The following is a 23,903-nucleotide window of genomic DNA, read 5'->3' on the forward strand; positions in this document are numbered from 1 at the left end:
CACTGAACACAAGGAACAGCACGATGTTTACCGGAATCGTCGCGGCAGTGGGCCGCATCGAATCGATCAAGCCGCTCGGCACAGGTGCCGACGCAGGCGTGCGCCTCGCCGTCAATGCAGGGAGCCTCGGCCTCGACGACGTGCAGCTCGGCGACAGCATCGCGATCCAGGGCGCCTGCATGACCGTCATCGAGAAGTCGGCAACGGGCTTCGACGTCGATGTTTCGCGCGAAAGCCTGAACCGCACCGTGGGCCTCGCGGCGACGGGCGAAGTGAACCTCGAAAAGGCGCTGCGCGCGAACGACCGCCTGGGCGGCCACATCGTCTCGGGTCACGTGGACGGCCTTGGCACCGTCACGCGCTTCGCGCCCGTGGGCGAGTCGCACGAGCTGCGCATTCTCGCGCCGGCGGATATCGGCCGCTATCTCGCCTACAAGGGCTCGATCACCGTGAACGGCGTGAGCCTCACGGTCAACTCGGTCGACGATCGCGCAGACGGCTGCGAATTCTCGATCAACCTGATTCCCCATACCGTGGAAGTCACCACGCTCAAGCATCTTCAGACCGGTACGAAGGTGAATCTCGAAATCGATCTGATTGCGCGCTATGTGGAGCGGATGCTCTCAGCGGAGAAGGCCGCCAGTTCGGCCGCGCAGGACTAAGCGCCGCCTGGCCGGCGCCATGCCGGCCCCGGACGCGCGCAAGCACGCGCGCCGGGGCGCTGATAGAATCTAACCTTTCCCTACGCGCTCGCCGCACGGCGTGCCGCGTTCCCATCACCCGAATCGAACCAGGAGGCACAGTTGGCAACGATTGACACGAGCGCCGCCATGCCGATGGTCCGGGTGATGTTGCACGTTGCGTCGCGTCACGCAGCCGTCCCGCTTCCAGCGCAGCCATAGCGCGTCCCGCGCGGCATGTTTTCAGACGCCGCGCCGTATTCAGCGAATTCGAGGTCAGGCCGTCCGGCAACCGATGCCCGGGCGTGCGAAGCCCGTTTTCCGTCTTAACGCTTCACGCTTGCTTCAGGAGAGTCTTTGGGCATCACGTCCGGAGCATGCTGTCCATGACAGAGCTAAACAACAAACCCGAATCGGGCGGACAAACCTTCCGCAAGGTCCTCGGCTTCACCTTCCGGCACTGGGCGCGCCAACCGGTGCGCGTCACGGCCGTCGCACTCGCCTCGCTCCTCGGCGCGCTCGCCGACGTGCTCACGCCGCACTACGCCGGCCAGCTCGTCGACGCCCTCACGCACGGCGGCGCAGCCAGCAGCGCCGCCGCCTGGCATGCGGCGGTCGTCGCATTCTGGGCGCTCACGGCGCTCGGGCTCGGCGGCACGATCATGCGCCAGGCCGCGTACCGCAACATCATCACGCTGACGCTGCGCATGATGAGCGAGATCGCCACGCAGGCCTTCCATCGCGTGCAGCGCTTCTCGACGGACTGGCACGCGAACAGCTTTGCCGGCTCAACGGTGCGCAAGGTCACGCGCGGCATGTGGGCGCTCGATCTGCTCAACGACACGCTGCTCGTCGCCCTCTTCCCGTCGCTCGTCATGCTGGTCGGCTCGACCATCCTGCTCGCGGTGCAGTGGCACGTGATGGGCCTCGTTGTCGGCCTCGGCTCGGCCGTGTATCTGGCGATCACGGTCTCGCTCTCGCTCTTTTACGTCGCGCCCTCGGCCCGGCTCGCGAACCAGTGGGATACGAAGATGGGCGGCGCGCTTGCCGACGCCATTTCGTGCAACGCCGTCGTCAAGGCGTTCGGCGCGGAAACGCGCGAAGAAGCGCGGCTCGCGCGCGTCGTCACGAAGTGGAGCAGCCGCACGCGGCGCACGTGGCAGCGCGGCACGCTCAACGGCGGCGTGCAGGGCGCGCTGCTCGTGGGCATGCAGGCGGCCATCCTCGGCGCGGCGCTGCTGCTCTGGGCGCGCGGTCTCGCAAGCGTCGGCGACATCACGTTCGCGCTCACGCTGTTCTTCCTGCTCAAGGGCTACCTGCGCGATGTGGGCATGCACGTGCGCAACCTGCAGCGCTCGGTCAACGACATGGAAGAACTCGTCGCGCTCGACGCGGCGCCGCTCGGCATCGAGGACCAGCGCGATGCGCCGCCCATCGTGATCGATCAGGGCGACATCCGCTTCGAGAACATGACGTTCCGCTACGGCGATCACGCGGACGCGAGGCCGCTCTACGAGAACCTCACGCTGCGTATCGCGCCGGGCGAGCGCGTGGGCCTCGTCGGCCATTCGGGCTCCGGCAAGACGACGCTGATCAAGCTGATCCAGCGCCTTTACGACGTGTCCGAGGGGCGCATCACGATCGACGGCCAGGATATCGCGCGCGTGCAGCAGGCGTCGCTGCGCTCGCAGATCGCCATCGTGCAGCAGGAGCCGGTGCTGTTCCACCGCTCGCTCGCCGAGAACATCGCTTACGCCCGGCCCGGCGCCACGCACGCCGAAATCGAGCGCGCGGCGAAGCTCGCGAGCGCCCACGACTTCATCACGGCGCTGCCGCACGGCTACGACACGCTCGTGGGCGAGCGCGGCGTGAAGCTCTCGGGCGGCGAGCGCCAGCGCGTGGCGATCGCGCGCGCGTTCCTCGCGAATGCGCCGATCCTGATCTTCGACGAAGCGACCTCGAGCCTCGACAGTGAAAGCGAGGTGCTGATCCAGCAGGCCATGGAGCGGCTCATGGAAGGCCGCACGACCGTGGTCGTCGCACACCGGCTCTCGACCGTGCGCGCGCTCGACCGGCTGCTGGTGCTCGAACGCGGACGCGTGGCGGAGGAAGGCACGCACGACGCGCTCGTGCGCCGCGAAAACGGCCTGTACCGGCGCCTGTTCGAGCGCCAGGCGCTGGAACTGACGAAGGGACTCGCCGACGATGTGGTCCTGCGCTGACGCCTCGCCCGTTCGTGCCCCTCGCGGGCGCGCCCTCCCGCCGCAAGCCGGCTCAGGCGGGAGCCGCGCCCGCGTGCGGCGCAATGCGCGCGAGCACGCGAAATGAACCACGAATAGGAACGTTTCACCCGAATGACGCATGGCGTTACTAGCGTGAAACAGACGCGATTCGCGCCTTCCCGCGTTCTGGGCGACGCGCCCGCCCGCGTGGCGTAAAATGTGGCCTTTCCAGCCAGAATCCCAACATGACGCTCGCCTCCACCCCTGAGATCATCGCCGAGCTCAAAGCCGGCAAGATGGTCATCCTCGTCGACGAAGAAGACCGGGAAAACGAGGGCGACCTCGTCATCGCTGCGGAGTTCGTCACGCCTGAAGCCATCAACTTCATGGCGAAGTACGGCCGCGGGCTGATCTGCCTCACGCTCACCCAGGAACGCTGCAAGCTGCTCAACCTGCCGCTCATGACCTACCGCAACGGCACGCAGTACGGCACGGCGTTCACGGTCAGCATCGAGGCCGCCGAAGGCGTTACGACCGGCATTTCCGCCGCCGACCGCGCCCGCACGATCAAGGCGGCCGTCGCGCACGACGCGCGCGCCGAGCACATCGTGCAGCCCGGCCACGTGTTCCCGATCATGGCGCAGCCAGGCGGCGTGCTCGTGCGCGCGGGCCACACCGAAGCGGGCTGCGACTTCACGGCGCTTGCCGGCCTCACGCCGGCCTCGGTGATCTGCGAGGTCATCAAGGACGACGGCACGATGGCGCGCCTGCCCGACCTCATGGAGTTCGCCCAGGAGCACGGCCTGAAGGTCGGCACCATCGCGGACCTGATCCACTACCGCAGCCGCACCGAATCGATCGTCGAGCGCGTGGCGGAACGCACCATGCAAACCGCGCACGGCCAGTTCCGCGCAATCATGTACGTCGATCACCCCACGCGCACGCCGCACATCGCCCTCGTGCGCGGCACGCCGAAGCCCGACGTCGATACGCCCGTGCGCGTGCACGAGCCGCTTTCGGTGCTGGATCTGCTCGAAACGGGTTCGTCCACGCACTCGTGGACGCTCGACGCCGCCATGCGCGAAATCGCCTCGCGCGACGTGGGCGTGATCGTCATGCTCAATTGCGGCGAACCCAAGGAACATCTGATCGACGTCTTCAAGGCGTTCGACCAGAAAGAGCGCGCGGAGGCGCTCGCCCGCCGGCCCGTGGACTTCAAGACCTACGGCATCGGCGCGCAGATCCTGCGCGAACTCGGCGTGGGCCGTATGCAGGTGCTCTCGAAGCCGCGCCGCCTCGGCAGCATGTCGGGCTACGGTCTAGAGGTCACCGGCTTCGTGCCGATGCCTGGCGGGGACGCGCAAGCGCCCTGCCCGCCTGAAGCGGCTGACCCAGCCTCGTCGCGCGCCTGAAGTCGCATCGCGCTCTTTTCACGCGTCACCACGCTCAACCGAACTTACGGACACCACATGGAAATCGGACAATACCAACCGAACCTCGACGGCGACGGACTGCGCATCGGCATCGTCCAGTCGCGCTTTAACGAACCCGTCTGCAACGGCCTCGCCGATGCCTGCATCGAAGAACTCGAACGCCTTGGCGTGACGGGCGAAGACGTGCTGCTCGTCACCGTGCCGGGCGCACTCGAAATCCCGCTGGCGCTGCAAAAGCTCGCCGAAAGCGGCCAGTTCGACGCCCTGATCGCGCTCGGCGCGGTCGTGCGCGGCGAGACGTACCACTTCGAGCTCGTCTCGAACGAGAGCGGCGCGGGCATCTCGCGCGTTTCGCTCGACTTCAACGTGCCCATCGCGAACGCCGTGCTCACCACCGAGAGCGACGAGCAGGCCGTGGCCCGCATGACCGAGAAGGGTCGTGACGCCGCTCGCGTCGCCGTGGAAATGGCGAACCTGACGGTGGCGTTGGAGCAGCTCGACGGCGGCGACGACGACGAAGAAGACGAGGAAGACGAAGAGGAACAGCAATGAAGAGCGCGCGCCGCCGCTCCCGCGAACTGGCCACGCAGGGGTTGTATCAGTGGCTGCTGTCGGGTGTGCCCGCCGGCGAGATCGACGCGCAGCTGCGCGGTTCGCAGGGCTACGACAAGGCCGATCACGAGCATCTGGACGCGATCCTGCACGGCGTCATCCGCGAGTCGGACGAACTGTCCGCCGCCATCACGCCGTGCCTCGACCGTCCGATCGAGCAGCTTTCGCCCGTCGAACGCGCAGTGCTGCTCGTCGCGACCTACGAGTTCAAGCATCACGTCGACATTCCGTACCGCGTCGTGATCAACGAGGCGGTCGAGCTCACGAAGACCTTCGGCGGCTCGGACGGCTACAAGTACGTGAACGGCGTGCTCGACAAGCTCGCGGCGCAACTGCGCGCCACCGAAGCACAAAACGCCCGCAAGTCGTAAGAACGCGAGCCGCCGGGGCGAGCGGGTGCGCCTGAGCGCCCGGCCCCGCGCGCCGCGTGATCTGTCAGTACTGGAAAGACCCGCATGAACACCGTTGCCGAACCGCTGCTGCGGCTAGCCGCGCGCGTCGACGAGATCCAGCCTTTCTACGTCATGGAACTGGCGAAGGAAGCCGCGAAGCTCGAGCGCGCTGGGCGCGACATTATCCACATGGGTATCGGCGAGCCGGACTTCACGGCACCCGAGCCCGTCGTCGAGGCGGCCGCCGCCGCGCTGCGCCGCGGCGTCACCCAATACACGAGCGCGCTCGGCATCCACGCGCTGCGCGAGGCGATCGCCGCGCACTACCAGCACGCGTACGGCCTCACGGTCGACCCCGCGCGCATCGTCGTGACGGCCGGCGCCTCGGCGGCGCTCCTGCTCGCCTGCACCGCGCTCGTCGACCGCGACGACGAAGTGCTGATGCCCGACCCCTGCTATCCGTGCAACCGCCACTTCGTGGCCGCCGCGGAAGGCAAGCCGGTGCTCGTGCCGAGCGGCCCGCAAGCGCGCTTCCAGCTCACCGCCGCCGATGTCGAGCGCCTGTGGTCGCCGCGCACGCGCGGCGTGCTGCTCGCCTCGCCGTCGAACCCCACCGGCACCTCGATCGAGCCCGACGAACTCAAGCGCATCGTGCAAAGCGTGCGTGCGCGCGGCGGCTTCACGATCGTCGACGAAATCTATCAAGGCCTGTCGTACGACACGCCGCCCGTCTCCGCGCTGTCGTACGGCGACGACGTAGTGACCGTCAACAGCTTCTCGAAGTACTTCAACATGACCGGCTGGCGTCTGGGCTGGCTCGTGGTGCCGCCCTCGCTGGTCGGCGCATTCGAAAAGCTCGCGCAGAACCTGTTCATCTGCGCGTCGGCGCTCGCGCAGCATGCCGCGCTCGCCTGCTTCGAGCCGGACACGCTGAAGCTCTACGAAGGCCGCCGGCTCGAATTCAAGCGCCGGCGCGACTTCATCGCGCCGGCGCTCGAGTCGCTCGGCTTCACGGTACCCGTGATGCCCGACGGCGCGTTCTACGTCTACGCCGACTGCTCGAACGTCGCGCACCCTGCCGCCGGCGACAGCGACGCGCTCACCCGCGCAATGCTGCACGACGCGGGCACGGTGATGGTGCCCGGCATGGACTTCGGCGTCGCCGCGCCGCATCAGTACGTGCGGCTCTCGTATGCCACGGCGTACGAGCGCCTCGAGGAAGCGGTCGAGCGGCTGCATACGTTCTTCGGACGCTAATGCGCTAGTGGTCGAGAAATGGAAAAAGGCACCCGCGGGTGCCTTTTTGTTTGGTCCGGTCTTTCAGCTAGCTGCTCAGGCACCCAGTTCGGACGAAGCGTGCTTCTGGGCCGTCGTGCTGGTGCTGGCGTCGTCCTGAGCGGAACCGCTGTTCGCGGACGACGACTTCTCGACGATTGCGTGGGCGTTGTCGAGCGTCACGTGCACGCGCTTCTCGCCGTTGATGCTCGCCACCTTCTGCGCAGACGTGCTGGCCGTGGTGGTGACGGGCGCCTGCGGCGCGTTGATCGGCACGTTGCGGCCGCGTGCGACGTCACGCAGACGCCCGCGCTCGGCCATCACCTTGGCGCCGTAGCCGCCGTCGTCCGGCGACGTCGAACCGACGTAGAGACGCAGGCCGCCCGGCAGCGAACCGCCGCGTGCGATGCAATCCTTGAGCACCAGCGCGCCGACCTTGATGTTGGCGAGCGGATCGAGCGCCGCGCGCTGACCGCCGAAGTACCGGAACTTGTCCGAGTGCACCTTCGACATGACCTGCATGAGGCCCTGCGCGCCCACGCCACTCTCCGCGTACGGGTTGAAGCCCGATTCGATCGCCATCACGGCGAGCAGCAGCAGCGGATCGAGCCCCACTTCACGGCCGGTGTCGAACGCCGCTTTCACGAGTTCGCCGACCGGCTCCTGCGCGACCCGGTAGCGGCGCGCCAGATAGGTGGCGACGAGCGCCTGTTCACGCGCCGAAACGAGCACGCGGTCATCGCGCGCGTCGGGCGTGACGCGCTGGGGCGGAATCATGCGCGCGAGCGAGCCGACGCTGGTCGGCAGCGCACGCGGATCGAGGCCGTTGAGCGTGACGGCATCGAGCGTGGCGATGCCGCCGTTCGACACCGAGTTCGCGACCTTCGCGACCGTGCCGTTGGAGCCTGCGGGCGAAATGCCCGTGGCGCCGGCGGCGGCAGTGACGCCGGCAGCACCGGCATCGGGCGCGAGCGCCGTGGGCAGCATCGCGCCGTCGGCGTTGTCCTCGTTATTCGTCACGCCGGGGGGCGCGAACGAGGGCAGCGGGTTGCCTTGCAGCAGACGTGCCGGGCCGGCCTGCACCGCCGCCGAGACGAACGGCATCACGCGGGCGGCGAGCGTGCCACGCAGCGTGGGCATGAGCCAGACGGCAACAGCGAACAGAACGGCACAGCCGCCAACAATGCTGAACAGGTGATGGCTAAGACGCGTGCCACGACGCAGCAGCGCACGCAGGCCAAGCGCTACACGCTCGTCGGCGCGCCACCACGATAACCAGGTATTCATCTACAGATCTCCCATGTTGCATGATCCAGCGGGAGGGTCGGCGCGAAGCAGACGACCAATCGCAGGATCAAGACACCGCGCGCCCTGGCTGGTGCGGCAGCGGCGTCGGGAAAACGGCAAGTCGCCGTGGGTGGAACTCCTTTTGTACGACCAGGCACGCAGTGTGCGCGCGCGGAGTTCTCACGCGAAAAGCCAGCGCGAAGAGGCGCTGACGAGAACAGCCAATCTAAACCGTGGACAGCCGTGCAGGGATGCGGCTAAACGGCGACGCGTTGCGTCTGAAGGACCGGGAAGGTGGCTAAAAATTTCAAAACCTGCAACCAATGTGGACGGATTCTAGCAGCGTTTTATAGATCGTCAATACTATAGAATCCCGAAAACATAACCAATAGTAATAATAAACACTGTTCAATCGGGCGGAATCCGCGTCGCACGCGCGTCTGCGGGCGCTTATGCAGATTGGCACCCAGCGTGCGTTAGCCAACGCAGGTAAAATCGACAATCGTTACGCCGCGTCTGCCCGGCCAGATGTCTGATACGTCTTGATACGTCTGATACATCTGATACGGCGCCCGCGGAACCCGTGCCGCCGCCCCATGCGGCCCCCAAGCCGGCCATCCCCGTTGGCCACGATTGGTTCCCAATGAAATACAAAGACCTGCGCGACTTCGTTGGTCGCCTGGAGACGCTCGGCGAATTGCGCCGCGTCCCACAAGCTGTCTCTCCGGTGCTGGAAATGACCGAGCTGTGCGACCGCGTCCTGCGCGCCGGCGGCCCGGCCCTACTCTTTGAGAACCGTTCGACGCACGCGTTCCCGGTGCTCGGCAATCTGTTCGGCACGCCCCGGCGCGTCGCGCTCGGCATGGGCATCGACGCGCCGGAAAGCGGCGGCGACGGCGCCGCGCTCGAGTCGCTGCGCGACGTGGGTCGGCTGCTCTCGGCGCTGAAAGAGCCCGAGCCGCCGCGCGGCCTGAAGGATGCGGGCAAGCTCCTCACGCTCGCCAAGGCCGTCTGGGACATGGCACCGAAGACCGTGAACGCGCCGCCCTGCCAGGAGATCGTCTGGGAAGGCAACGATGTCGATCTCGCGAAGCTGCCGATTCAGACCTGCTGGCCCGGCGACGCCGGCCCGCTCGTCACATGGGGCCTCACCGTCACGCGCGGTCCCAACAAGACGCGCCAGAATCTCGGCATCTACCGCCAGCAGCTGATTGGCCGCAACCAGCTCATCATGCGCTGGCTCGCGCATCGCGGCGGCGCGCTCGACTTCCGCGAGTTCGCGCTGAAGAACCCCGGCAAGCCTTACCCGGTGGCGGTCGTGCTCGGCGCCGACCCGGCGACGATTCTCGGCGCTGTCACGCCGGTGCCCGACACGCTCTCCGAATACCAGTTTGCGGGCCTGTTGCGCGGCGCCCGCACCGAGCTCGCGAAGTGCCTGACACCCGGCGTCGACACGCTGCAGGTGCCCGCGCGCGCCGAGATCGTGCTCGAGGGCTTCATCTACCCGCAGGCGGGCGAGCCCGGCCCGGCCCCCGCTGGCGCGCCGCCCCGCCCCGCCAAGGGCGCGAGCGCCGCGTACGAACACGCGCTCGAAGGCCCCTACGGCGACCACACGGGCTACTACAACGAACAGGAGTGGTTCCCCGTCTTCACGGTCGAGCGCATCACCATGCGCCGCGATGCGATCTACCATTCGACATACACGGGCAAGCCGCCCGACGAGCCCGCGGTGCTCGGCGTGGCGCTCAACGAAGTGTTCGTGCCGCTCTTGCAGAAGCAGTTTGCCGAGATCACCGACTTCTATCTGCCGCCAGAGGGGTGCAGCTATCGCATGGCGATCGTGCAGATGAAGAAGAGCTACCCCGGGCACGCAAAACGCGTGATGTTCGGGGTATGGAGCTTCCTGCGCCAGTTCATGTATACAAAGTTCATTGTCGTGGTCGACGATGACGTGGACATCCGCGACTGGAAGGAGGTGATCTGGGCGATCACCACGCGTATCGATCCGGCGCGCGACACCGTGCTCGTCGAGAACACGCCGATCGACTATCTTGACTTCGCTTCGCCGGTGGCCGGCCTCGGCTCGAAAATGGGGCTCGACGCCACCAACAAGTGGCCCGGCGAGACGGACCGCGAATGGGGCCGCGCAATCGAGATGGACGCGGCCGTGAAGACGCGCGTCGACCGTCTCTACGACGAGCTAGGCTTTAGCCGCAGCTAGCGCAACCCGGCGCAGCGCCCTCGGCGCCACGCCGGCCGATCCATCCGCGACGCCTTTTCGCGACGCCGCGCTTACCGCGTCACGCCTCGTGCATGGCATGAGCCGCGGCGCCAGTGAACCTGAAGGAGACTCGAGGATGATGCCCGCATCGGAGCGCCTGACGCAACTGAACGACCCCGCCCTCTTCAAGACCCGCGCGTACATCGACGGCGAATGGAGCGGCGGTGCGGCCACGTTCGCCGTGCTCGACCCCGCCGACAACGCCGAGATCGCGAGCGTGCCCGACTTTGGCGCCGACGAGGCGCATCGCGCGATTGCCGCCGCGAACGCCGCGTTGCCGGCGTGGCGCGCGAAGACGGGCAAGGAGCGCGCAGCCATCCTGCGGCGATGGTTCGATCTCGTGATCGAGCACGCCGACGACCTCGCCGCGATCATGACCGCAGAGCAAGGCAAGCCGCTCGCCGAGGCGCGCGGCGAAGTGATCTATGGCGCGTCCTTCCTGGAATGGTTTGCCGAAGAGGCCAAGCGAGTGAACGGCGACGTCCTCGCGAGCCCCGCCAGCGACCGCAAGCTCGTCGTGCTCAAGCAGCCGATCGGCGTGTGCGCCTCGATCACCCCCTGGAATTTCCCGATCGCGATGATCACACGCAAGGTCGCGCCGGCCATCGCCGCGGGCTGCACGATCGTCGTGAAGCCCGCCGAGCAAACGCCGCTTTGCGCGCTCGCGCTCGCCGAACTGGCGCAGCGCGCAGGCGTACCCAAGGGCGTGTTCAACGTGCTCACCGCCGACTCCGCGAACTCCATCGCAATCGGCAAGGCGCTGTGCGAGAGCGACATCGTGCGCCATCTCTCGTTTACGGGATCGACGCCGGTGGGCCGCATCCTCATGCAGCAGTGCGCGCCGACGGTCAAGAAAATCGCCCTCGAACTGGGTGGGCACGCCCCCTTCATCGTGTTCGACGACGCCGACATCGACGCCGCCGTGGAAGGCGCGATGATCTCGAAGTACCGCAACGCAGGCCAAACCTGCGTCTGCACGAACCGCTTCTACGTGCACGACAAGGTGTACGACGTTTTCGTCGAGAAGCTCGCCGCCGCCTCGCGCAAGATCAAGGTGGGCAACGGCTTCGAGGATGGCGTGAACCAGGGGCCGTTGATCGACGACGCGGCCGTCGCCAAGGTCGCGCAGCACATCAGCGATGCGACCGCCCAGGGCGCCAGAGTCGTCGCGGGCGGCAAGGTCAGCTCGGGACGCTATGTCGAGCCCACCGTGCTCGCAGACGTCACGCGCGACATGCTGATCGCGCGCGAGGAGACCTTCGGCCCGGTCGCGGCGGTGTTCCACTTCAACGACGAAGCCGAAGTCGTCGGCCTCGCCAACGACACCGAATTCGGCCTCGCCTCGTACTTCTATAGCCGCGACATCGGCCGCGTCTGGCGTGTGGCCGAAGCGCTCGAGTACGGCATGGTCGGGGTCAACACCGGACTCATCTCGAACGAAGTCGCGCCGTTTGGCGGCGTGAAGCAGTCGGGTCTCGGGCGCGAAGGTTCGAAGTACGGCATCGACGAATATGTCGAACTGAAGTACCTGTGCATCGGCGTTTGAAGCACGCCTGAAGCTGATTTGAGCCGCGACGCCCGCTTGCTCACAGGCGGGCGTGTGCGGTGCGCAGTCCATACCAACAAGAAATCGTTTTCATGTCTCACGTTTCCCTGCTTTCCGACGGCTTTTTTCTGTCGCTTTCGCTTTGCCTCGACATCGGTCTCGTCAACGTCGCCATCATCTCGCTCACGCTCACGCACGGCTTCCGCCCGGGCTTCTGGCTGGGGCTCGGCTCGTGTTTCGGCGACCTCATCTACGCCGCGCTCGCGCTTGCGGGCATGGCCGCGCTGCTGCAGTTCTCGGCCGTACGCTGGGTCGTGTGGATCGGCGGCTCGGCCCTGCTGCTCATGCTCACATGGAAGATGGCGCGCGAAGCGCTCAATCCAGCATTGGCGCCGCCCGTGGAAGGCGAAGCCGATAACGCCGCGCCGCTGCCCAACCCGTGGCGCAGCTTCATGCGCGGCGTGCTGCTTGCCCTCTCTTCGCCGAGTGCGATTCTCTGGTTCGCGGCTGTCGGTGGCGCGCTCATCGCCAAGTCGGGGGCGACGAGCGCCGGCGCGGCCTCGCTCTTCCTGCTGGGCTTTTTTGCGGGCGGTCTCGGCTGGACCTTTTTCCTCTGCGGACTGGCCAGCCATGGCCGCAAACGCGCCGGCACCGGTCTGCTGCGCGCCTGCCACGTGCTTTCGGCGCTGCTATTCGCGTATTTCTCGTACAGCGTGGTCGTGCACGGCTATCGCGAACTGATCCTGCAGGGCGCGGGCGCGTCGTAATCCATGTCGGGCGCAGGTGCGCCTATGGACCGCTCCGCGCGCATCGATCTAGCATGCCATGCACGCGGCGAAAGCGAGCGCCAAAAACAAACAGCGCAACGCGGCGTGAGCCGGCGTTGCGCCGTTCGTGAAAACGCAGCCGGGCGGCGTGCGCCGCCCGGCACACTCAATGACGGTAGTAGCCGCGGCCGTAGTAGCCGTGGCCGTAGTAGCCGTGATGCCAGTACGGACGGCCGTAGTAGCCGTAGCCACCGTAGCCGCCTACGACGACGGCGGGCGGCGGCGCGTACACCACCGGCGGCGGCGCATAGACCACGGGCGGGGGCGGCGGTGCGTAGACCGGCGCAGCATAGACGGGATAAGCCGGGGCCACCGGAATGCCAATGCCGATACCCACCGAGACGTGCGCCTGGGCCGCGCTGACGAACCCCACACCCAGCGCCGCGGCAACGATGAACGATACGGTCTTTTTCACTTCTCTTCTCCTGGCGGCCGCCAGCGGCGACGCGCATATGACGGGCAGTGCCCACGCATTCAATGTATCGAAAACGGCGGCCGCCATTGGTAGCCATTTGTTTCGAATTGCAATCCTGTTTTGGGGGCGCTTAATAGCGCGTCAAGCCCGGTGGGCGCGGCAGCCGCGAAAAATCGCCGCACGCGCGCCCGAATACGCCGACATTGGTTACAAAAACCAGGGCGCTGTCATTGTTACCTGCGCGAGGGCATCGGGGGGCCAATCTCCCGGTAATGTTTGATTACAAATTGGTTCACCGGACTACGTTCGGCCTGCGGTCGCCACGCGCGACGAGGCTGTAAACGACGATGCCCGGTCATGGAACCGGGCATCTCATCCGACCCAGCCGGCGGCACACGAATCGCCGGCCAGACAAGGCAAACTCTCCGCTATCCGACCTTCACGTAGGTGAACTCGCGCGTGACGTTCGGTGGGACATAAGCGCCACTGATGCGCACACGTGGCGTCAGGCGCTTCTTCTGATCCCACCAGCGGCGACGCTGAAAGGGCGTGAGAAACCGCAGATGCTTTCGGTAAGCGAAGATGCTCATGGTGAACTCCCCGAATCGGACTACCGACAGGAACAAACCCAATTGCACGACTGCAACGACGAAACCGAAACGATGAAAAGTATTGTGCTCAGATTTCTAGACAAAAATGGCAGTGTTGCGAGATAGCCTCACAGGCGCCGTATATGCATTGCGCACTGTTCGTTACGGCTTCCGCGTGCTGGGTTTGAGTTGCGGCGCATAAATGCGCCGCGAGCCAACAGCAGAAATCGTGCCGCGTCAGGCTATTGGCGCGGCGCCGCGGCCAACCCCCTCATTTGTAGTCGCACCATCGGCGCGTGATCGGTACGAAGGCGAACACTTCGTGCGCCGCGCGGCTGTGGCGCAACACTCGCGCCGTCCGGCGCCTTCCCTGCGGTGCCTGTCAGAATCACTGTAGCCGTTCGCCGAAAAGCCTGCCGTGAGCGCAGCCATTTTGCGCGGCGCGCGCGCCGCGAGCACCGGCCGCCGCATCGCGCAAGGCCCTCGCGGCGGCATCGCTCGCGGATACTGGCGAGGCGTAAGCCGTGTTAATGTGGCGACGGCGCGCATCGCAGCGGCAGGCAACGCGCGCCCATGGGACTCACCGACGAGCACGCACAATGATCAAGGTCAGCATCCTCTATCCCTATCGCGAGAACGGGCGTTTCGACAGCGGGTACTACTGCACGCACCACATGCCGCTCGCGGCGAAGCTCTTCGGCGAATCGCTCAAGGGCTGGTCGGTCGACATCGGCATCAACGCCGGGCCGCCGGGCACGCCGCCGCCGTACGTCGCGGCCGGACACTTCCTGTTCGAGACGGTCGATGCGTTCTACGCGGTGTTTCAGCCGCATGCCGACACCCTCCTCGACGACATTCCCAACTACACCGACGGCGGAAATGGCACCATTCTGATCAGCGAGGTCAAGGTGTCCGTCTGACGTGCTCCGCGTGGTTGAACGGGGCGAACGGAACCCCGACTGACCTTTTATCGGCAGCCACACGCCAAGCGCGCCGCCACCCACACAAGAAGGAAACAACACCGATGTTCGGCGATATCGCCCGCTTTCTGCTCAATACGGTCTTCACGCTGTTCGGCGCCGCCCTGCTGCTGCGCGCCTGGCTCCAGTACGTGCGTGTGCCGCCGTACAACCCCGTGACCCATGCGATTCAGCAGGTCACCAACTGGCTGGTGCTGCCGCTGCGGCACGTGATTCCCGGCGTGCGAGGCATCGACTGGGCGAGCGTGGTCGGCGCGCTGATCGCGGCCATTGCCTACGTGCTGCTGATGGTATGGATCGCAGGCGTGGACCCATTGGGTCTTTTGCCGACACTGCTGATCGTCGCGTTGCTCACGCTCGTGAAATGGGCGCTCAACCTGCTGATCTGGCTGACGATCCTGATGGCGCTGCTCTCCTGGCTCAATCCGCGCTCGGCGGCAATGCCCGTGCTGTTCCAGCTGACGGCGCCGTTCCTCAACCCGCTGCGCCGAATCCTGCCGAACCTGGGCGGCCTCGATCTCTCGCCGATTCTGCTCTTCGTGATCGTGCAGGTGCTGCTGATGATCGTCACCCGCGCGGCGGTTTCGCTCACGCTGTTCGGGATTTGAGGATGCATCGGCAAACGGTCTGATGCATCCGGCGGCGCGCCTGGCGCGCCGCGTCGCTTGAGCGCGTCATTGCGCAAGAAGGCCAAAAACGCGTAAAATAGCGCGCTCTGCGGGCGTCGTATAATGGCCATTACCTCAGCTTCCCAAGCTGATGACGTGGGTTCGATTCCCATCGCCCGCTCCACGTCGGCTTACCGACCTCTCTTCGAGGCCTGGGCTTCCAGACAGCGCTCCTGCCGGGACACCCTCGGGACGCCAAGCCCGCCCGACCGGCACACGCCGGGCACGATCTGAATTCCTCCGTTGCACAATGCACTCCGGCGCTCCTCGGGCCTCCCCGCACGCGCCGCGAGCTGGTCCGCCGACACGTAGTTCGCACGACTTCGTCGTTTCAGCCGATTGAGGCACGGACCGTAGCCTCGCGAGGTACTGCCGCCCTCCTCAGCCGCCAGAGCCGTGCAAGCGCGCTGATATAATGCGCGACGGCTTCGGAGCCGCTGGGCTTCGAGCGCGCCGCGCCCGCCTGCCGGGCCCAAGGCCGTTGCCGATTCCGGCGAACGCGAAAGCGGCCAACGAGGCGTCCGGCCACGCCGGCCCGCGTAGCCTCCGGCACCGCGTCGCCGCGTATGGCCCGACATGCCTCGCACCGAGCCGAAGGCGCAGCCCGCCCCCATTATCGACAGCCGCGACATCCGCCGCTCTCATACCACCTGCGAAGATGAATCACGATCCCAACGACGACGCCCGTCCCGACTCCACGCAGTCCGACGCACAAGACGCCGCCTCCGACACGAACGCGCACGGCGACGCGCTGCACCACCGCCGCATCCGCAGCTTCGTGACGCGCGCCGGCCGCGTCTCGACGGGCCAGCGCCGCGCGCTCGACGAACTGGGCCCGCGCTTCGTCGTGCCCTACGCGCCCGAAGCCGCCGACTGGGACGCCGTGTTTGAACGGCACGCACCGCGCATTCTGGAGATCGGTTTCGGGATGGGCGCAAGCACAGCGGAAATCGCCGCCTTGCGCCGAGAGGACGACTTCCTCGGCGTCGAGGTCCACGAGCCTGGCGTTGGCGCGCTGCTCAAACTGATCGGCGAGCAGAATCTTGAGAACATCCGCATCATCCAGCACGACGCCGTGGAAGTGCTCGAGCACATGATCGCGCCGGCGAGCCTCGACGGCGTGCACATCTTCTTCCCCGATCCGTGGCACAAGGCGCGCCATCACAAGCGCCGCCTGATTCAGCCGAAGTTCGTCGCGCATCTCGTCTCGCGCATGAAGCCGGGCGCGTACCTGCACTGCGCGACGGACTGGCAGAACTACGCCGAGCAGATGCTCGAAGTGCTCAGCGCGGAGCCCGCGCTCGAGAACACGGCCGCCGACTACGCGCCGCGCCCCGACTACCGCCCGGTGACGAAGTTCGAGCGCCGCGGCCTGCGGCTCGGTCACGGCGTGTGGGATCTCGTGTTCCGCCGCCGCGCGGACTAAAACCGCAACCGCGAAGAAGAACGGGCGCCGTGATGTCACGCGGCGCCCGTTGCGTTTTCAGTCGTCCCAGCCTAGCCCGCCGCCATAACCGAACAGCAGGACCACGAGACCGAAAGCGATCCGGTACCAGGCGAAGGCGGTGAAATCGTGCGAAGCCACGAAGCGCAGGAGCCAGCGCACACACGCGAACGCGCTGACGAACGCTGCGACGAAGCCGATGCCGAAGAGCCCGAGCCAGTCCATGGAAAGCTCGTGCCAGCTCTTGTACAGCTCATAAACGGTTGCGCCGAAGATCACGGGAATCGCAAGGAAAAACGAGAACTCGGTCGCGACGCGCCGCTCGAGGCCGAACAGCATCGCCCCGATGATGGTCGAGCCCGAACGCGACATGCCCGGAATCAGCGCGAAGCACTGCGCGCAGCCCACCTTGAAGGCGTCGAGCGGCGTGATCGCGTCAATCGAGTTCACGCGCGCGCCGCGCTGTTCGGCGACCGGCAGCCCCTTCGGGCCACGCAGGCGATTCTCGACCCCCAGGATGACGAGGCCGCCGCCAACAAGGGCGAACGCCACCGGCACCGGCGCGAAGAGCACCGACTTGATCGTCTTTTCGAACATCAGACCGAGCACGACTGCCGGAATCGTGGCGACGATCACGTTGAGCGTGAAGCGCCGCGCGTCGGGCCGCGAGGGCAACCCTGTGACCACTTCGCCGATCTTGCGGCGGAACTCCCAGCACACGGCGAGAATCGCGCCAAACTGGATCACCACGTAGAAGGTCTTGGCATAGGCGCCGTCGAAATTGAGCAAGCTGCCGGCGACGATCAGATGCCCCGTGCTCGACACGGGCACAAACTCCGTCAGCCCTTCGACGATGCCGAGAATCAAGGCCTTGCAGGTCAACATCCAGTCCATCCCTTTTATCCCTCTTCCTTGAGCGTGGGGGACGGCGCACGCCGCGCCACGCGACCGACAACGGCCGCGTGCGCCGGACGGCGTCTCGTCGGCTTACTTCTCGACGATCTGCACGCGTATGCCGTTTGTAAGGATGGTGATTGTACCGGGTTCGTAGTTGACGCCGGCAAATTGGAGCTGGTCGGGCTTGAACGTATAGACGGGGTAATTGTTGAGCAGCTGGGTGGCGACGAGCGCGGCGACCGCACTCACCTGCGGCGCGTAGGCGGCGGCGTTGCCCGCCATGTCGACGCCATCCACCGAAGGCGAGCGCAGCACCACGGCGCGGCTCGTGCTGTCGTACGCGAGTTCGCTCGACACCGTGAACGCACCGCTCACCGGTTGCTGCATCAACGGGCTTTCGAGGTGTGCGTCGAGGCGCACGGCCACGCGATTGCGATCGGGCTGCAGCGTGACCACCGGGTTCGTGAGCGAGACGTCGAAGATCTGCTGCATCGAGCGGTGATAGGGAAACTTGCGCTGCACCGCATCCTGCACCTGCTGCTGTGAGAACGTGTAGTGATCGGGAATGAACGGGAAGATCCCCGTCGCACACGCGCCGAGCGACATCGCCGTACCCGCCGCAGCGCAGGCTGAGAACAGGAAGGCGCGCCGGGAAACGCGCGTTGCGGTGTGGGCCATGCGAAATCTCCTTGTTGGGCCGGGACTGGCGCGCCGTCATTCTGGCGCATGGCTGCCGACCGACGCAGTTTGCGCCGGGTTCAGCGCGCGGCTGGCGCTTGTGGCTCGGTTTGCGGCTGGGTTTGCGCCTCGAGACGCGTGAGCCAGAACATGGCTTCCTCGCGCGACTCGCCGCACATCTCGAGCTGCGGCTGCAGCCCCGAGCAGCACGCCGGCCGCAACGGCGAGCCGAAGATCATGCAGCGCAGGTCCTCGCCGAGTTGAACACAGCGCACGCCGGCCGGCTTGCCTTCAGGCATGCCCGGAATCGGGCTCGTAATGGACGGCGCGATGCAGCACGCGCCGCAACCGGGACGGCAGGCGTGCACTGAGGCATCGGCGGGAAAATCGGTACTCACTTCGGTTTCCTGGAACGCTGACAAATCGTGTCCGCGCGGCAGCGGACCAGACGGCATTGTGCCATCGCTCGCGTGCGACCTTTTTACACAATCGCTTCTTCCTACGCGCTCGTACACTTCGTCCATCTGGCGCTGTAGGACAAGGGACAGGCCACCTGTGCGCGGCGTTCCGCGGCACCGAACGCTGCCCACCCGTGCGCCGCCCTTCCCAGTGAGCTTTGCATGAGCGACGCCGACCTGCTCTTTCGCCCCGACCTGCTTGCCAAATACGGCGCCAACGGCCCGCGCTACACGTCCTACCCCACCGCCCTGCAGTTCCGCGACGACTTCGATCCCGCCGACTACCGGCGCGCGGCGGCCGATCCGGGCGCGAGCGAAACCGATCTCTCGCTGTACTTCCACATCCCGTTCTGCGACACCGTCTGTTTCTATTGCGGCTGCAACAAGGTCATCACGAAGAACCGCGGCCGCGCGAAACCGTATCTCGCGCAGATGATCCGCGAAGTGCAGTTGCAGGCCGCGCTCTTCGACACGAAGCGCCCCGTTTCGCAGCTGCATTGGGGCGGCGGCACGCCCACTTTTCTCTCGCTGGACGAAATGAGCACGCTCATGGCCGCCACGCGCGAACACTTCGCGCTGCAGCCCGACGACGCCGGCGAATACTCGATCGAGATCGACCCGCGCGAAGCCACGGCGCAGACCATTGCGCATCTGCGTTCGCTCGGCTTCAACCGGCTGAGCCTGGGCGTTCAGGACTTCGATCCGGTCGTGCAGAAGGCGGTCAACCGCATGCAGCCGCTCGAACTGACCGTCGACGTCATGAACGCCGCGCGCGCGAACGGCTTCGAGTCGATCAGCGTCGATCTGATCTACGGCTTGCCGTACCAGAACGTCAAAGCATTCGGCCGCACGCTCGAGACGATGCTGCTGCTCGCGCCCGATCGCATCTCGGTGTTCGGCTACGCGCACATGCCGCATCTCTTCAAGATGCAGCGCCAGATGGACGAAGCCACCTTGCCCACGCCTGCGGAGCGCATGGCGCTGCTCAGGCTCGTGATCGAGCAGCTCACCGAGGCGGGCTACGTCTACATCGGCATGGACCATTTCGCACTGCCCACCGACGAACTCGCGCGCGCCCAGGCGCAGCGCACGCTGCACCGCAATTTCCAGGGCTACAGCACGCGCGCCGACTGCGATCTGATCGGCTTCGGCGCCTCGGCCATCGGCAAGGTCGGCGACGTCTACGCGCAGAACGCGAAGGATCTGATCGGCTACGGTGCGGCCATCGGCGCGGGCAAGCTCGCGACTGCGAAAGGCGTGCGCCTCACCGCCGACGACCGTCTGCGCCGCGACATCATCACGGAACTCATGTGCAATCTCGAACTGCGCTACGACGAGTTCGAGGCTGCCTACGGCATTCGTTTTCCGGCGACTTTTGCGACCGAACTCGAACGCCTGCGCGAGTTCGAACGCGACGGGCTCGTTGTGCGCAGCGCCGACCGCCTCGAGGTGCTGTCCGCTGGACGCATGCTGGTGCGCAATATTGCGATGGTGTTTGACCGCTACCTTGGCGCACAGCAGCCCGAGCGGTTCTCGCGGACGATTTGACGGCTTTCCGGCGCCGCACAGTTGCCTGGGCGGGCGATTTGCGTCATAATCACCGGCTACTTCGAGCGCTTGCATGTTTGCTCGAGTGCGAGAAACTCGCAAAAACACACGCCTCGGTGGTGAAATTGGTAGACGCGCCGGACTCAAAATCCGGTTCCGAAAGGAGTGCCGGTTCGATTCCGGCCCGAGGCACCAGAATGCTTTCCGGCAATGGCCGCCGGAGTCCTGAAACCCGCGAAAGCTCGACGCTTCGCGGGTTTTTTGTTGCCGGTCCGAATCCAGCACACCCTTCTTTGGACGAAGATCAAGCGTCCTGCGGATGCCGCGCGGCGTGCCGCGCCCCGCTGCTATCGTTGTCGATGTTATTGAGATAGCAAACCGGGAGCGCACAATGGACCGCATTTTCATGACGCGAGAGGAAGCCATTCGCATCCTCATCGAGGCCCACGAGTCCGTCTCGGGACGCGCCGCCGCCACGTTGATCCGCTCGAGCGCAGACAGATCCGCAAGGCTCGAAGCGCTGGACCGGCTGCTGCTCGACGTGCGCGCGGGCCGCGTCGATGAATTTCGCACCTGGCCAGAGGACAGCACCTGCGTCTCGATCACTGACTGACGCAGGTCTGTCGCACGAACCTCAGCGCAAATTCGTCTGCGCCAGCTCCACCACTTCGTCTCCGCGCCCGCTCAGCACCGCACGCAACATGTAGAGGCTGAACCCTTTCGCCTGCGCCCACTGCAGCTTCGGCGGCATGGCCAGTTCGTGCTTCGTCGTCACCACGTCGACGAGCGCCGGCCCTGCGTGAGAGAACGCCGCGCGCAACGCCTCATCGAGCGCTTCGGACGTCTCCACGCGCACGCTGAAAAGTCCCGCGCCTTGCGCGATATCCGCGAAGTTGGTGGCCGCCAGATCGGTGCCAGTCTCCACGTAGCCGCCGGCCTTCATCTCCATGGCGACGAAACCGAGCGAGCTATTATTCAGGACAACGATCTTGATCGGCAGATCGAGCTGACGCGCCGTGAGAATGTCGCCGAGCAGCATCGAAAGACCGCCGTCGCCGGAGAGCGAGACGACCTGGCGCCCGGCGTGGGCTGCCTGCGCGCCGAGCGCCTGCGGCATGGCGTTCGCCATCGAGCCATGGTTGAACGAGCCGTGCAGGCGGCGCCGGCCATTCATCGTCAGATAGCGCGCGGCCCAGAGCGTGGGCGTGCCAACGTCGACCGCGAAGATTGCATCGTCCTCGGCGAGCGCGTCGAGACGCGCCACCACATACTGCGGATGCAGCGGCTTGCCCGCGGCCGCCGGGCGCGCAAGTTCGTCGAGTCCCTTGCGCGCGTTCGCGTAGTGCTCGCGCGCATGCTCGATAAAGCGCCGGTCGGTCTTGCGCGTGAGCTTCGGCGTGAGCGCGCGCAATGTTTCGCGTACGTCGCCGATGAGTCCGAGCGTGAGCGGCGCGCGTTTGCCGAGCGCGGCCGCGTCGCGGTCGATCTGCACGATATTCGCATGCTGCGGATAGAAGTTGCGATACGGGAAGTCGGTGCCGAGCATGACGAGCGTGTCGCACGACATCATCGCGTGGTAGCCCGAGCTGAAGCCGATTAGCCCGGTCATGCCCACGTCGAATGGGTTGTCCCATTCGACGTACTGCTTGCCGCGCAGCGCATGCACCGTCGGCGCGCCGAGCGCGTCCGCGAAAGCCACCACTTCGTCGTGCGAGCCCTTGCAGCCGCTGCCGCACAGCAGCGTCACCGCTTCGGAGCGATTGAGCAGTTCGGCGAGCCGGTCGATATCCGCCGACGAAGGCAAGGTCGCCGGGCGCGCCGCCTGAGCCCATGCGGGCTCTTCGTCGGACGCGTCCAGAAGCGCCACGTCGCCGGGCAGCACGATCACGGCGACGCCCTTCTGGTCGATCGCGGTGCGCAGCGCGGTGTCGAGCACGCGCGGAAACTGCGAGGCGTTCGTCACCAGCTCCACGTAGTGGCTGCACTCGCGGAACAGTTCGGTCGGGTGCGTCTCCTGAAAATAGCCGAGGCCGATTTCCGTCGAGGGGATGTGCGCCGCGATCGCGAGCACCGGCGAGCGGTTGCGATGGCAGTCGTAGAGACCGTTGATGAGATGCAGATTGCCAGGCCCGCAACTGCCCGCGCACACCGCGAGCCGGCCGGTTGCCGCCGCTTCGGCACCCGCCGCGAAGGCGGCGACTTCCTCGTGCCGCGTGTGCATCCAGCGGATCGTGCCGAGCTTGCGCAGGCTCGCCGACAGCCCGTTCAGGCTGTCGCCGGTCACGCCCCAGATACGCTCGATGCCGACTGCCTCGAGCGTTTTCGCCAGATGATCCGCTATTGTCTTCGCCATGGTGTTCTCCACGTGAGCCGAATGGCGCAGCGCGCGCTCCGAGACCGGGCGCTGCGCGAGAAGAAAATTGGGGGGGCAATTTCGTACGTGTCCAGGCGGTGCGAGCCGGCCGGACCTGCCGATACCTTGCGCTACGTTACGCCATCCGCCCGAAAAGCGCGGTCAAGCCGTGCGAAGCGGACAGGCGGCGGGCACGGCGGCGTTGACCACGTCGCCGCGGATAAAATAGCCGGCTCTACGCTGTCAGCCGTCCGTCATGAATCTCGAAAGCATCCTCTTCACTCAGGGTTTCGGCTCACGCCGCCAATGCCGCGCGCTCATCGCCGACGCGCGGGTCGCCGTCGCGGGCGAGCCCTGCAACGACCCCCTCGCAACGTTCGACACGGCAGGCCTCGTCTTCAGCGTGGACGGCACGCCGTGGCCGTTTCACGAGCGCGCCTACCTTGCGCTCAACAAGCCCGCGGGCTATGAGTGCTCGCGCGATCCGCAGCATCACCTGAGCGTGTTTCATTTGCTGCCGCCGCAGTTCGGAGAGCGCAACGTGCAGTGCGTGGGCCGCCTCGATCAGGATACGACCGGCCTCCTGCTGCTTTCCGACGATGGCCAGTTCGTCCACGCCTTCACGTCGCCCAAGCGCAAGGTGCCGAAGGTCTACGTGGCGAGCACGCGCCATCCGCTCGACGAGGTCCAGCTCAATGCCCTGCGTGCAGGCGTGCTGCTGCACGGCGAGCGCGAGCCGATTGCCGCCGTCGCCGCCTGCGCACGTTCAGATCACGAGCTGGAGTTGACCGTGCTCGAAGGCAAATATCATCAGGTCAAACGGATGGTGGCCGCGGCCGGCAACCGCGTCGAGGCGCTCCACCGCGAGCGCATTGGCGGCTTTTCCCTGCCCGCCGGTCTGGCGCCGGGCGCCTGGCAATGGCTCGACGCCGCGGCGCTCGACGCGTTGCGCAACAACGGGTAAACCACCACTGGGCGGCGCGGGCGGCCGCCGCTCAGTGGGTTGACGCACCGATGCTTGCAAACAGGCATCGTTTTCGCCGCGCCGCAGCATGTCCTTGCCGGGCTTCCGCCCTATACTCGTCTCAAGAACGATTACAAGTTGCAAGGAGGGGCATCATGATCATCAACGGCTCATTCGAAATCTCATTCGTGTTGATGGCCTTCATGGCGCTAGGGGCGGTTCTGATTGGTGGCCTGCTCGCGTCGATGCATATGCGACATCAGTATCATCCGAACCTCATCGGGGCGCTCATCGGAGCGCTATTGTGCTTCCTCCTGCTCGAAGCGCTGCCGGCCATCACGTGAACGGCACGC

General features: G+C 66.2%; 23 protein-coding genes and 2 tRNA genes. 18 read left to right on the plus strand and 7 right to left on the minus strand.

Annotated features, from left to right (window positions below):
- The first annotated feature begins 23 nt into the window (after positions 1–23).
- The 6 genes from BFD71_RS08025 (at position 24) to BFD71_RS08050 (ending at position 6,596) form a co-directional block, all read left to right on the plus strand.
- The gene (locus BFD71_RS08025; RefSeq protein WP_069262724.1) at positions 24–662 is read left to right on the plus strand and encodes a riboflavin synthase; all 639 of its coding nucleotides are present in this window, start codon (positions 24–26) and stop codon (positions 660–662) included.
- A gap of 404 nt (positions 663–1,066) precedes the next feature.
- Positions 1,067–2,902 (plus strand): ABC transporter ATP-binding protein, encoded by a 1,836-nt coding sequence (locus BFD71_RS08030; RefSeq protein ID WP_069262953.1) that lies wholly within the window; start codon positions 1,067–1,069, stop codon positions 2,900–2,902.
- A 245-nt stretch (positions 2,903–3,147) separates the two neighbouring features.
- Entirely contained in the window at positions 3,148–4,314 is a 1,167-nt protein-coding gene (gene ribBA, locus BFD71_RS08035) for a bifunctional 3,4-dihydroxy-2-butanone-4-phosphate synthase/GTP cyclohydrolase II (protein ID WP_069262725.1), read from the plus strand.
- A gap of 57 nt (positions 4,315–4,371) precedes the next feature.
- Positions 4,372–4,887: a 6,7-dimethyl-8-ribityllumazine synthase gene (ribH, locus tag BFD71_RS08040; RefSeq protein WP_069262726.1), complete on the plus strand. Its 516-nt coding sequence runs from the start codon at positions 4,372–4,374 to the stop codon at positions 4,885–4,887.
- Entirely contained in the window at positions 4,884–5,318 is a 435-nt protein-coding gene (gene nusB, locus BFD71_RS08045; RefSeq protein ID WP_042260852.1) for a transcription antitermination factor NusB, read from the plus strand. Before ribH ends, nusB begins: the two co-directional genes overlap by 4 nt.
- A gap of 84 nt (positions 5,319–5,402) precedes the next feature.
- Positions 5,403–6,596 carry a pyridoxal phosphate-dependent aminotransferase gene (locus BFD71_RS08050; protein ID WP_069262727.1) on the plus strand — a complete coding sequence of 398 codons (1,194 nt, stop codon included), beginning with the start codon at positions 5,403–5,405 and terminating at the stop codon, positions 6,594–6,596.
- Between the two features lie 75 nt (positions 6,597–6,671).
- On the opposite strand, the gene BFD71_RS08055 is transcribed toward BFD71_RS08050, so the two are convergent.
- Positions 6,672–7,901: a lytic transglycosylase domain-containing protein gene (locus BFD71_RS08055; RefSeq protein ID WP_069262728.1), complete on the minus strand. Its 1,230-nt coding sequence runs from the start codon at positions 7,899–7,901 to the stop codon at positions 6,672–6,674.
- Positions 7,902–8,544: 643 nt separating this feature from the next.
- On the opposite strand from BFD71_RS08055, the gene BFD71_RS08060 reads away from it, so the two are divergent.
- From BFD71_RS08060 to BFD71_RS08070, 3 genes are all read left to right on the plus strand, one after another.
- Positions 8,545–10,122, plus strand: a complete 1,578-nt coding sequence (locus BFD71_RS08060; protein WP_069262729.1) for a UbiD family decarboxylase — start codon at positions 8,545–8,547, stop codon at positions 10,120–10,122.
- Between the two features lie 139 nt (positions 10,123–10,261).
- Complete coding sequence (locus BFD71_RS08065; RefSeq protein WP_370684261.1) at positions 10,262–11,728, plus strand: NAD-dependent succinate-semialdehyde dehydrogenase; 1,467 nt, start codon at positions 10,262–10,264, stop codon at positions 11,726–11,728.
- Positions 11,729–11,820: 92 nt separating this feature from the next.
- Positions 11,821–12,495, plus strand: a complete 675-nt coding sequence (locus BFD71_RS08070; protein WP_069262731.1) for a LysE family translocator — start codon at positions 11,821–11,823, stop codon at positions 12,493–12,495.
- Positions 12,496–12,661: 166 nt separating this feature from the next.
- On the opposite strand, the gene BFD71_RS08075 is transcribed toward BFD71_RS08070, so the two are convergent.
- Positions 12,662–12,970, minus strand: a complete 309-nt coding sequence (locus tag BFD71_RS08075) for a hypothetical protein (RefSeq protein WP_069262732.1) — start codon at positions 12,968–12,970, stop codon at positions 12,662–12,664.
- Positions 12,971–13,398: 428 nt separating this feature from the next.
- Positions 13,399–13,560, minus strand: a complete 162-nt coding sequence (locus BFD71_RS41365) for a hypothetical protein (RefSeq protein ID WP_165822777.1) — start codon at positions 13,558–13,560, stop codon at positions 13,399–13,401.
- A gap of 599 nt (positions 13,561–14,159) precedes the next feature.
- Between BFD71_RS41365 and BFD71_RS08080 the strand changes: the two genes are divergently transcribed.
- The 4 genes from BFD71_RS08080 (at position 14,160) to trmB (ending at position 16,634) form a co-directional block, all read left to right on the plus strand.
- On the plus strand, positions 14,160–14,480 hold the full coding sequence (locus BFD71_RS08080; RefSeq protein ID WP_069262733.1) for an EthD family reductase: 321 nt from the start codon (positions 14,160–14,162) through the stop codon (positions 14,478–14,480).
- Positions 14,481–14,584: 104 nt separating this feature from the next.
- Complete coding sequence (locus tag BFD71_RS08085) at positions 14,585–15,148, plus strand: YggT family protein (protein ID WP_069262734.1); 564 nt, start codon at positions 14,585–14,587, stop codon at positions 15,146–15,148.
- Between the two features lie 109 nt (positions 15,149–15,257).
- Positions 15,258–15,332: transfer RNA gene (locus BFD71_RS08090), tRNA-Gly, on the plus strand.
- A 534-nt stretch (positions 15,333–15,866) separates the two neighbouring features.
- Positions 15,867–16,634, plus strand: a complete 768-nt coding sequence (trmB, locus tag BFD71_RS08095) for a tRNA (guanosine(46)-N7)-methyltransferase TrmB (RefSeq protein WP_069262735.1) — start codon at positions 15,867–15,869, stop codon at positions 16,632–16,634.
- A gap of 57 nt (positions 16,635–16,691) precedes the next feature.
- Here the strand turns inward: trmB and BFD71_RS08100 are convergent, their stop codons facing one another.
- The 3 genes from BFD71_RS08100 to BFD71_RS08110 all read right to left on the minus strand — a co-directional run bounded on the left by BFD71_RS08100 (position 16,692) and on the right by BFD71_RS08110 (position 18,625).
- Positions 16,692–17,546 (minus strand): undecaprenyl-diphosphate phosphatase, encoded by an 855-nt coding sequence (locus BFD71_RS08100; protein ID WP_069262736.1) that lies wholly within the window; start codon positions 17,544–17,546, stop codon positions 16,692–16,694.
- Between the two features lie 93 nt (positions 17,547–17,639).
- Positions 17,640–18,227: a DUF1439 domain-containing protein gene (locus BFD71_RS08105; RefSeq protein ID WP_069262737.1), complete on the minus strand. Its 588-nt coding sequence runs from the start codon at positions 18,225–18,227 to the stop codon at positions 17,640–17,642.
- Positions 18,228–18,307: 80 nt separating this feature from the next.
- A complete protein-coding gene (locus tag BFD71_RS08110; protein WP_069262954.1) occupies positions 18,308–18,625 on the minus strand; it encodes a YkgJ family cysteine cluster protein in 318 nt (105 codons plus the stop codon).
- A 222-nt stretch (positions 18,626–18,847) separates the two neighbouring features.
- Between BFD71_RS08110 and hemN the strand changes: the two genes are divergently transcribed.
- The 3 genes from hemN to BFD71_RS08125 all read left to right on the plus strand — a co-directional run bounded on the left by hemN (position 18,848) and on the right by BFD71_RS08125 (position 20,846).
- Entirely contained in the window at positions 18,848–20,233 is a 1,386-nt protein-coding gene (gene hemN, locus BFD71_RS08115) for an oxygen-independent coproporphyrinogen III oxidase (RefSeq protein ID WP_069262738.1), read from the plus strand.
- 110 nt (positions 20,234–20,343) lie between these two features.
- Positions 20,344–20,428: transfer RNA gene (locus BFD71_RS08120), tRNA-Leu, on the plus strand.
- Positions 20,429–20,624: 196 nt separating this feature from the next.
- Positions 20,625–20,846, plus strand: coding sequence for a hypothetical protein (locus tag BFD71_RS08125; RefSeq protein ID WP_069262739.1), 222 nt, complete (start codon positions 20,625–20,627; stop codon positions 20,844–20,846).
- 21 nt (positions 20,847–20,867) lie between these two features.
- Here the strand turns inward: BFD71_RS08125 and poxB are convergent, their stop codons facing one another.
- The gene (gene poxB, locus BFD71_RS08130) at positions 20,868–22,586 is read right to left on the minus strand and encodes a ubiquinone-dependent pyruvate dehydrogenase (protein ID WP_069262740.1); all 1,719 of its coding nucleotides are present in this window, start codon (positions 22,584–22,586) and stop codon (positions 20,868–20,870) included.
- 256 nt (positions 22,587–22,842) lie between these two features.
- Between poxB and BFD71_RS08135 the strand changes: the two genes are divergently transcribed.
- Together BFD71_RS08135 and BFD71_RS08140 are read left to right on the plus strand one after the other, a co-directional pair.
- A complete protein-coding gene (locus BFD71_RS08135) occupies positions 22,843–23,550 on the plus strand; it encodes a pseudouridine synthase (protein WP_069262741.1) in 708 nt (235 codons plus the stop codon).
- A gap of 155 nt (positions 23,551–23,705) precedes the next feature.
- Positions 23,706–23,894, plus strand: a complete 189-nt coding sequence (locus tag BFD71_RS08140; protein WP_042260822.1) for a hypothetical protein — start codon at positions 23,706–23,708, stop codon at positions 23,892–23,894.
- Positions 23,895–23,903 lie beyond the last annotated feature (9 nt).

It is taken from the genome of Paraburkholderia nodosa, from assembly GCF_001718195.1.
GTDB classification, from domain to species: domain Bacteria; phylum Pseudomonadota; class Gammaproteobacteria; order Burkholderiales; family Burkholderiaceae; genus Paraburkholderia; species Paraburkholderia nodosa_A.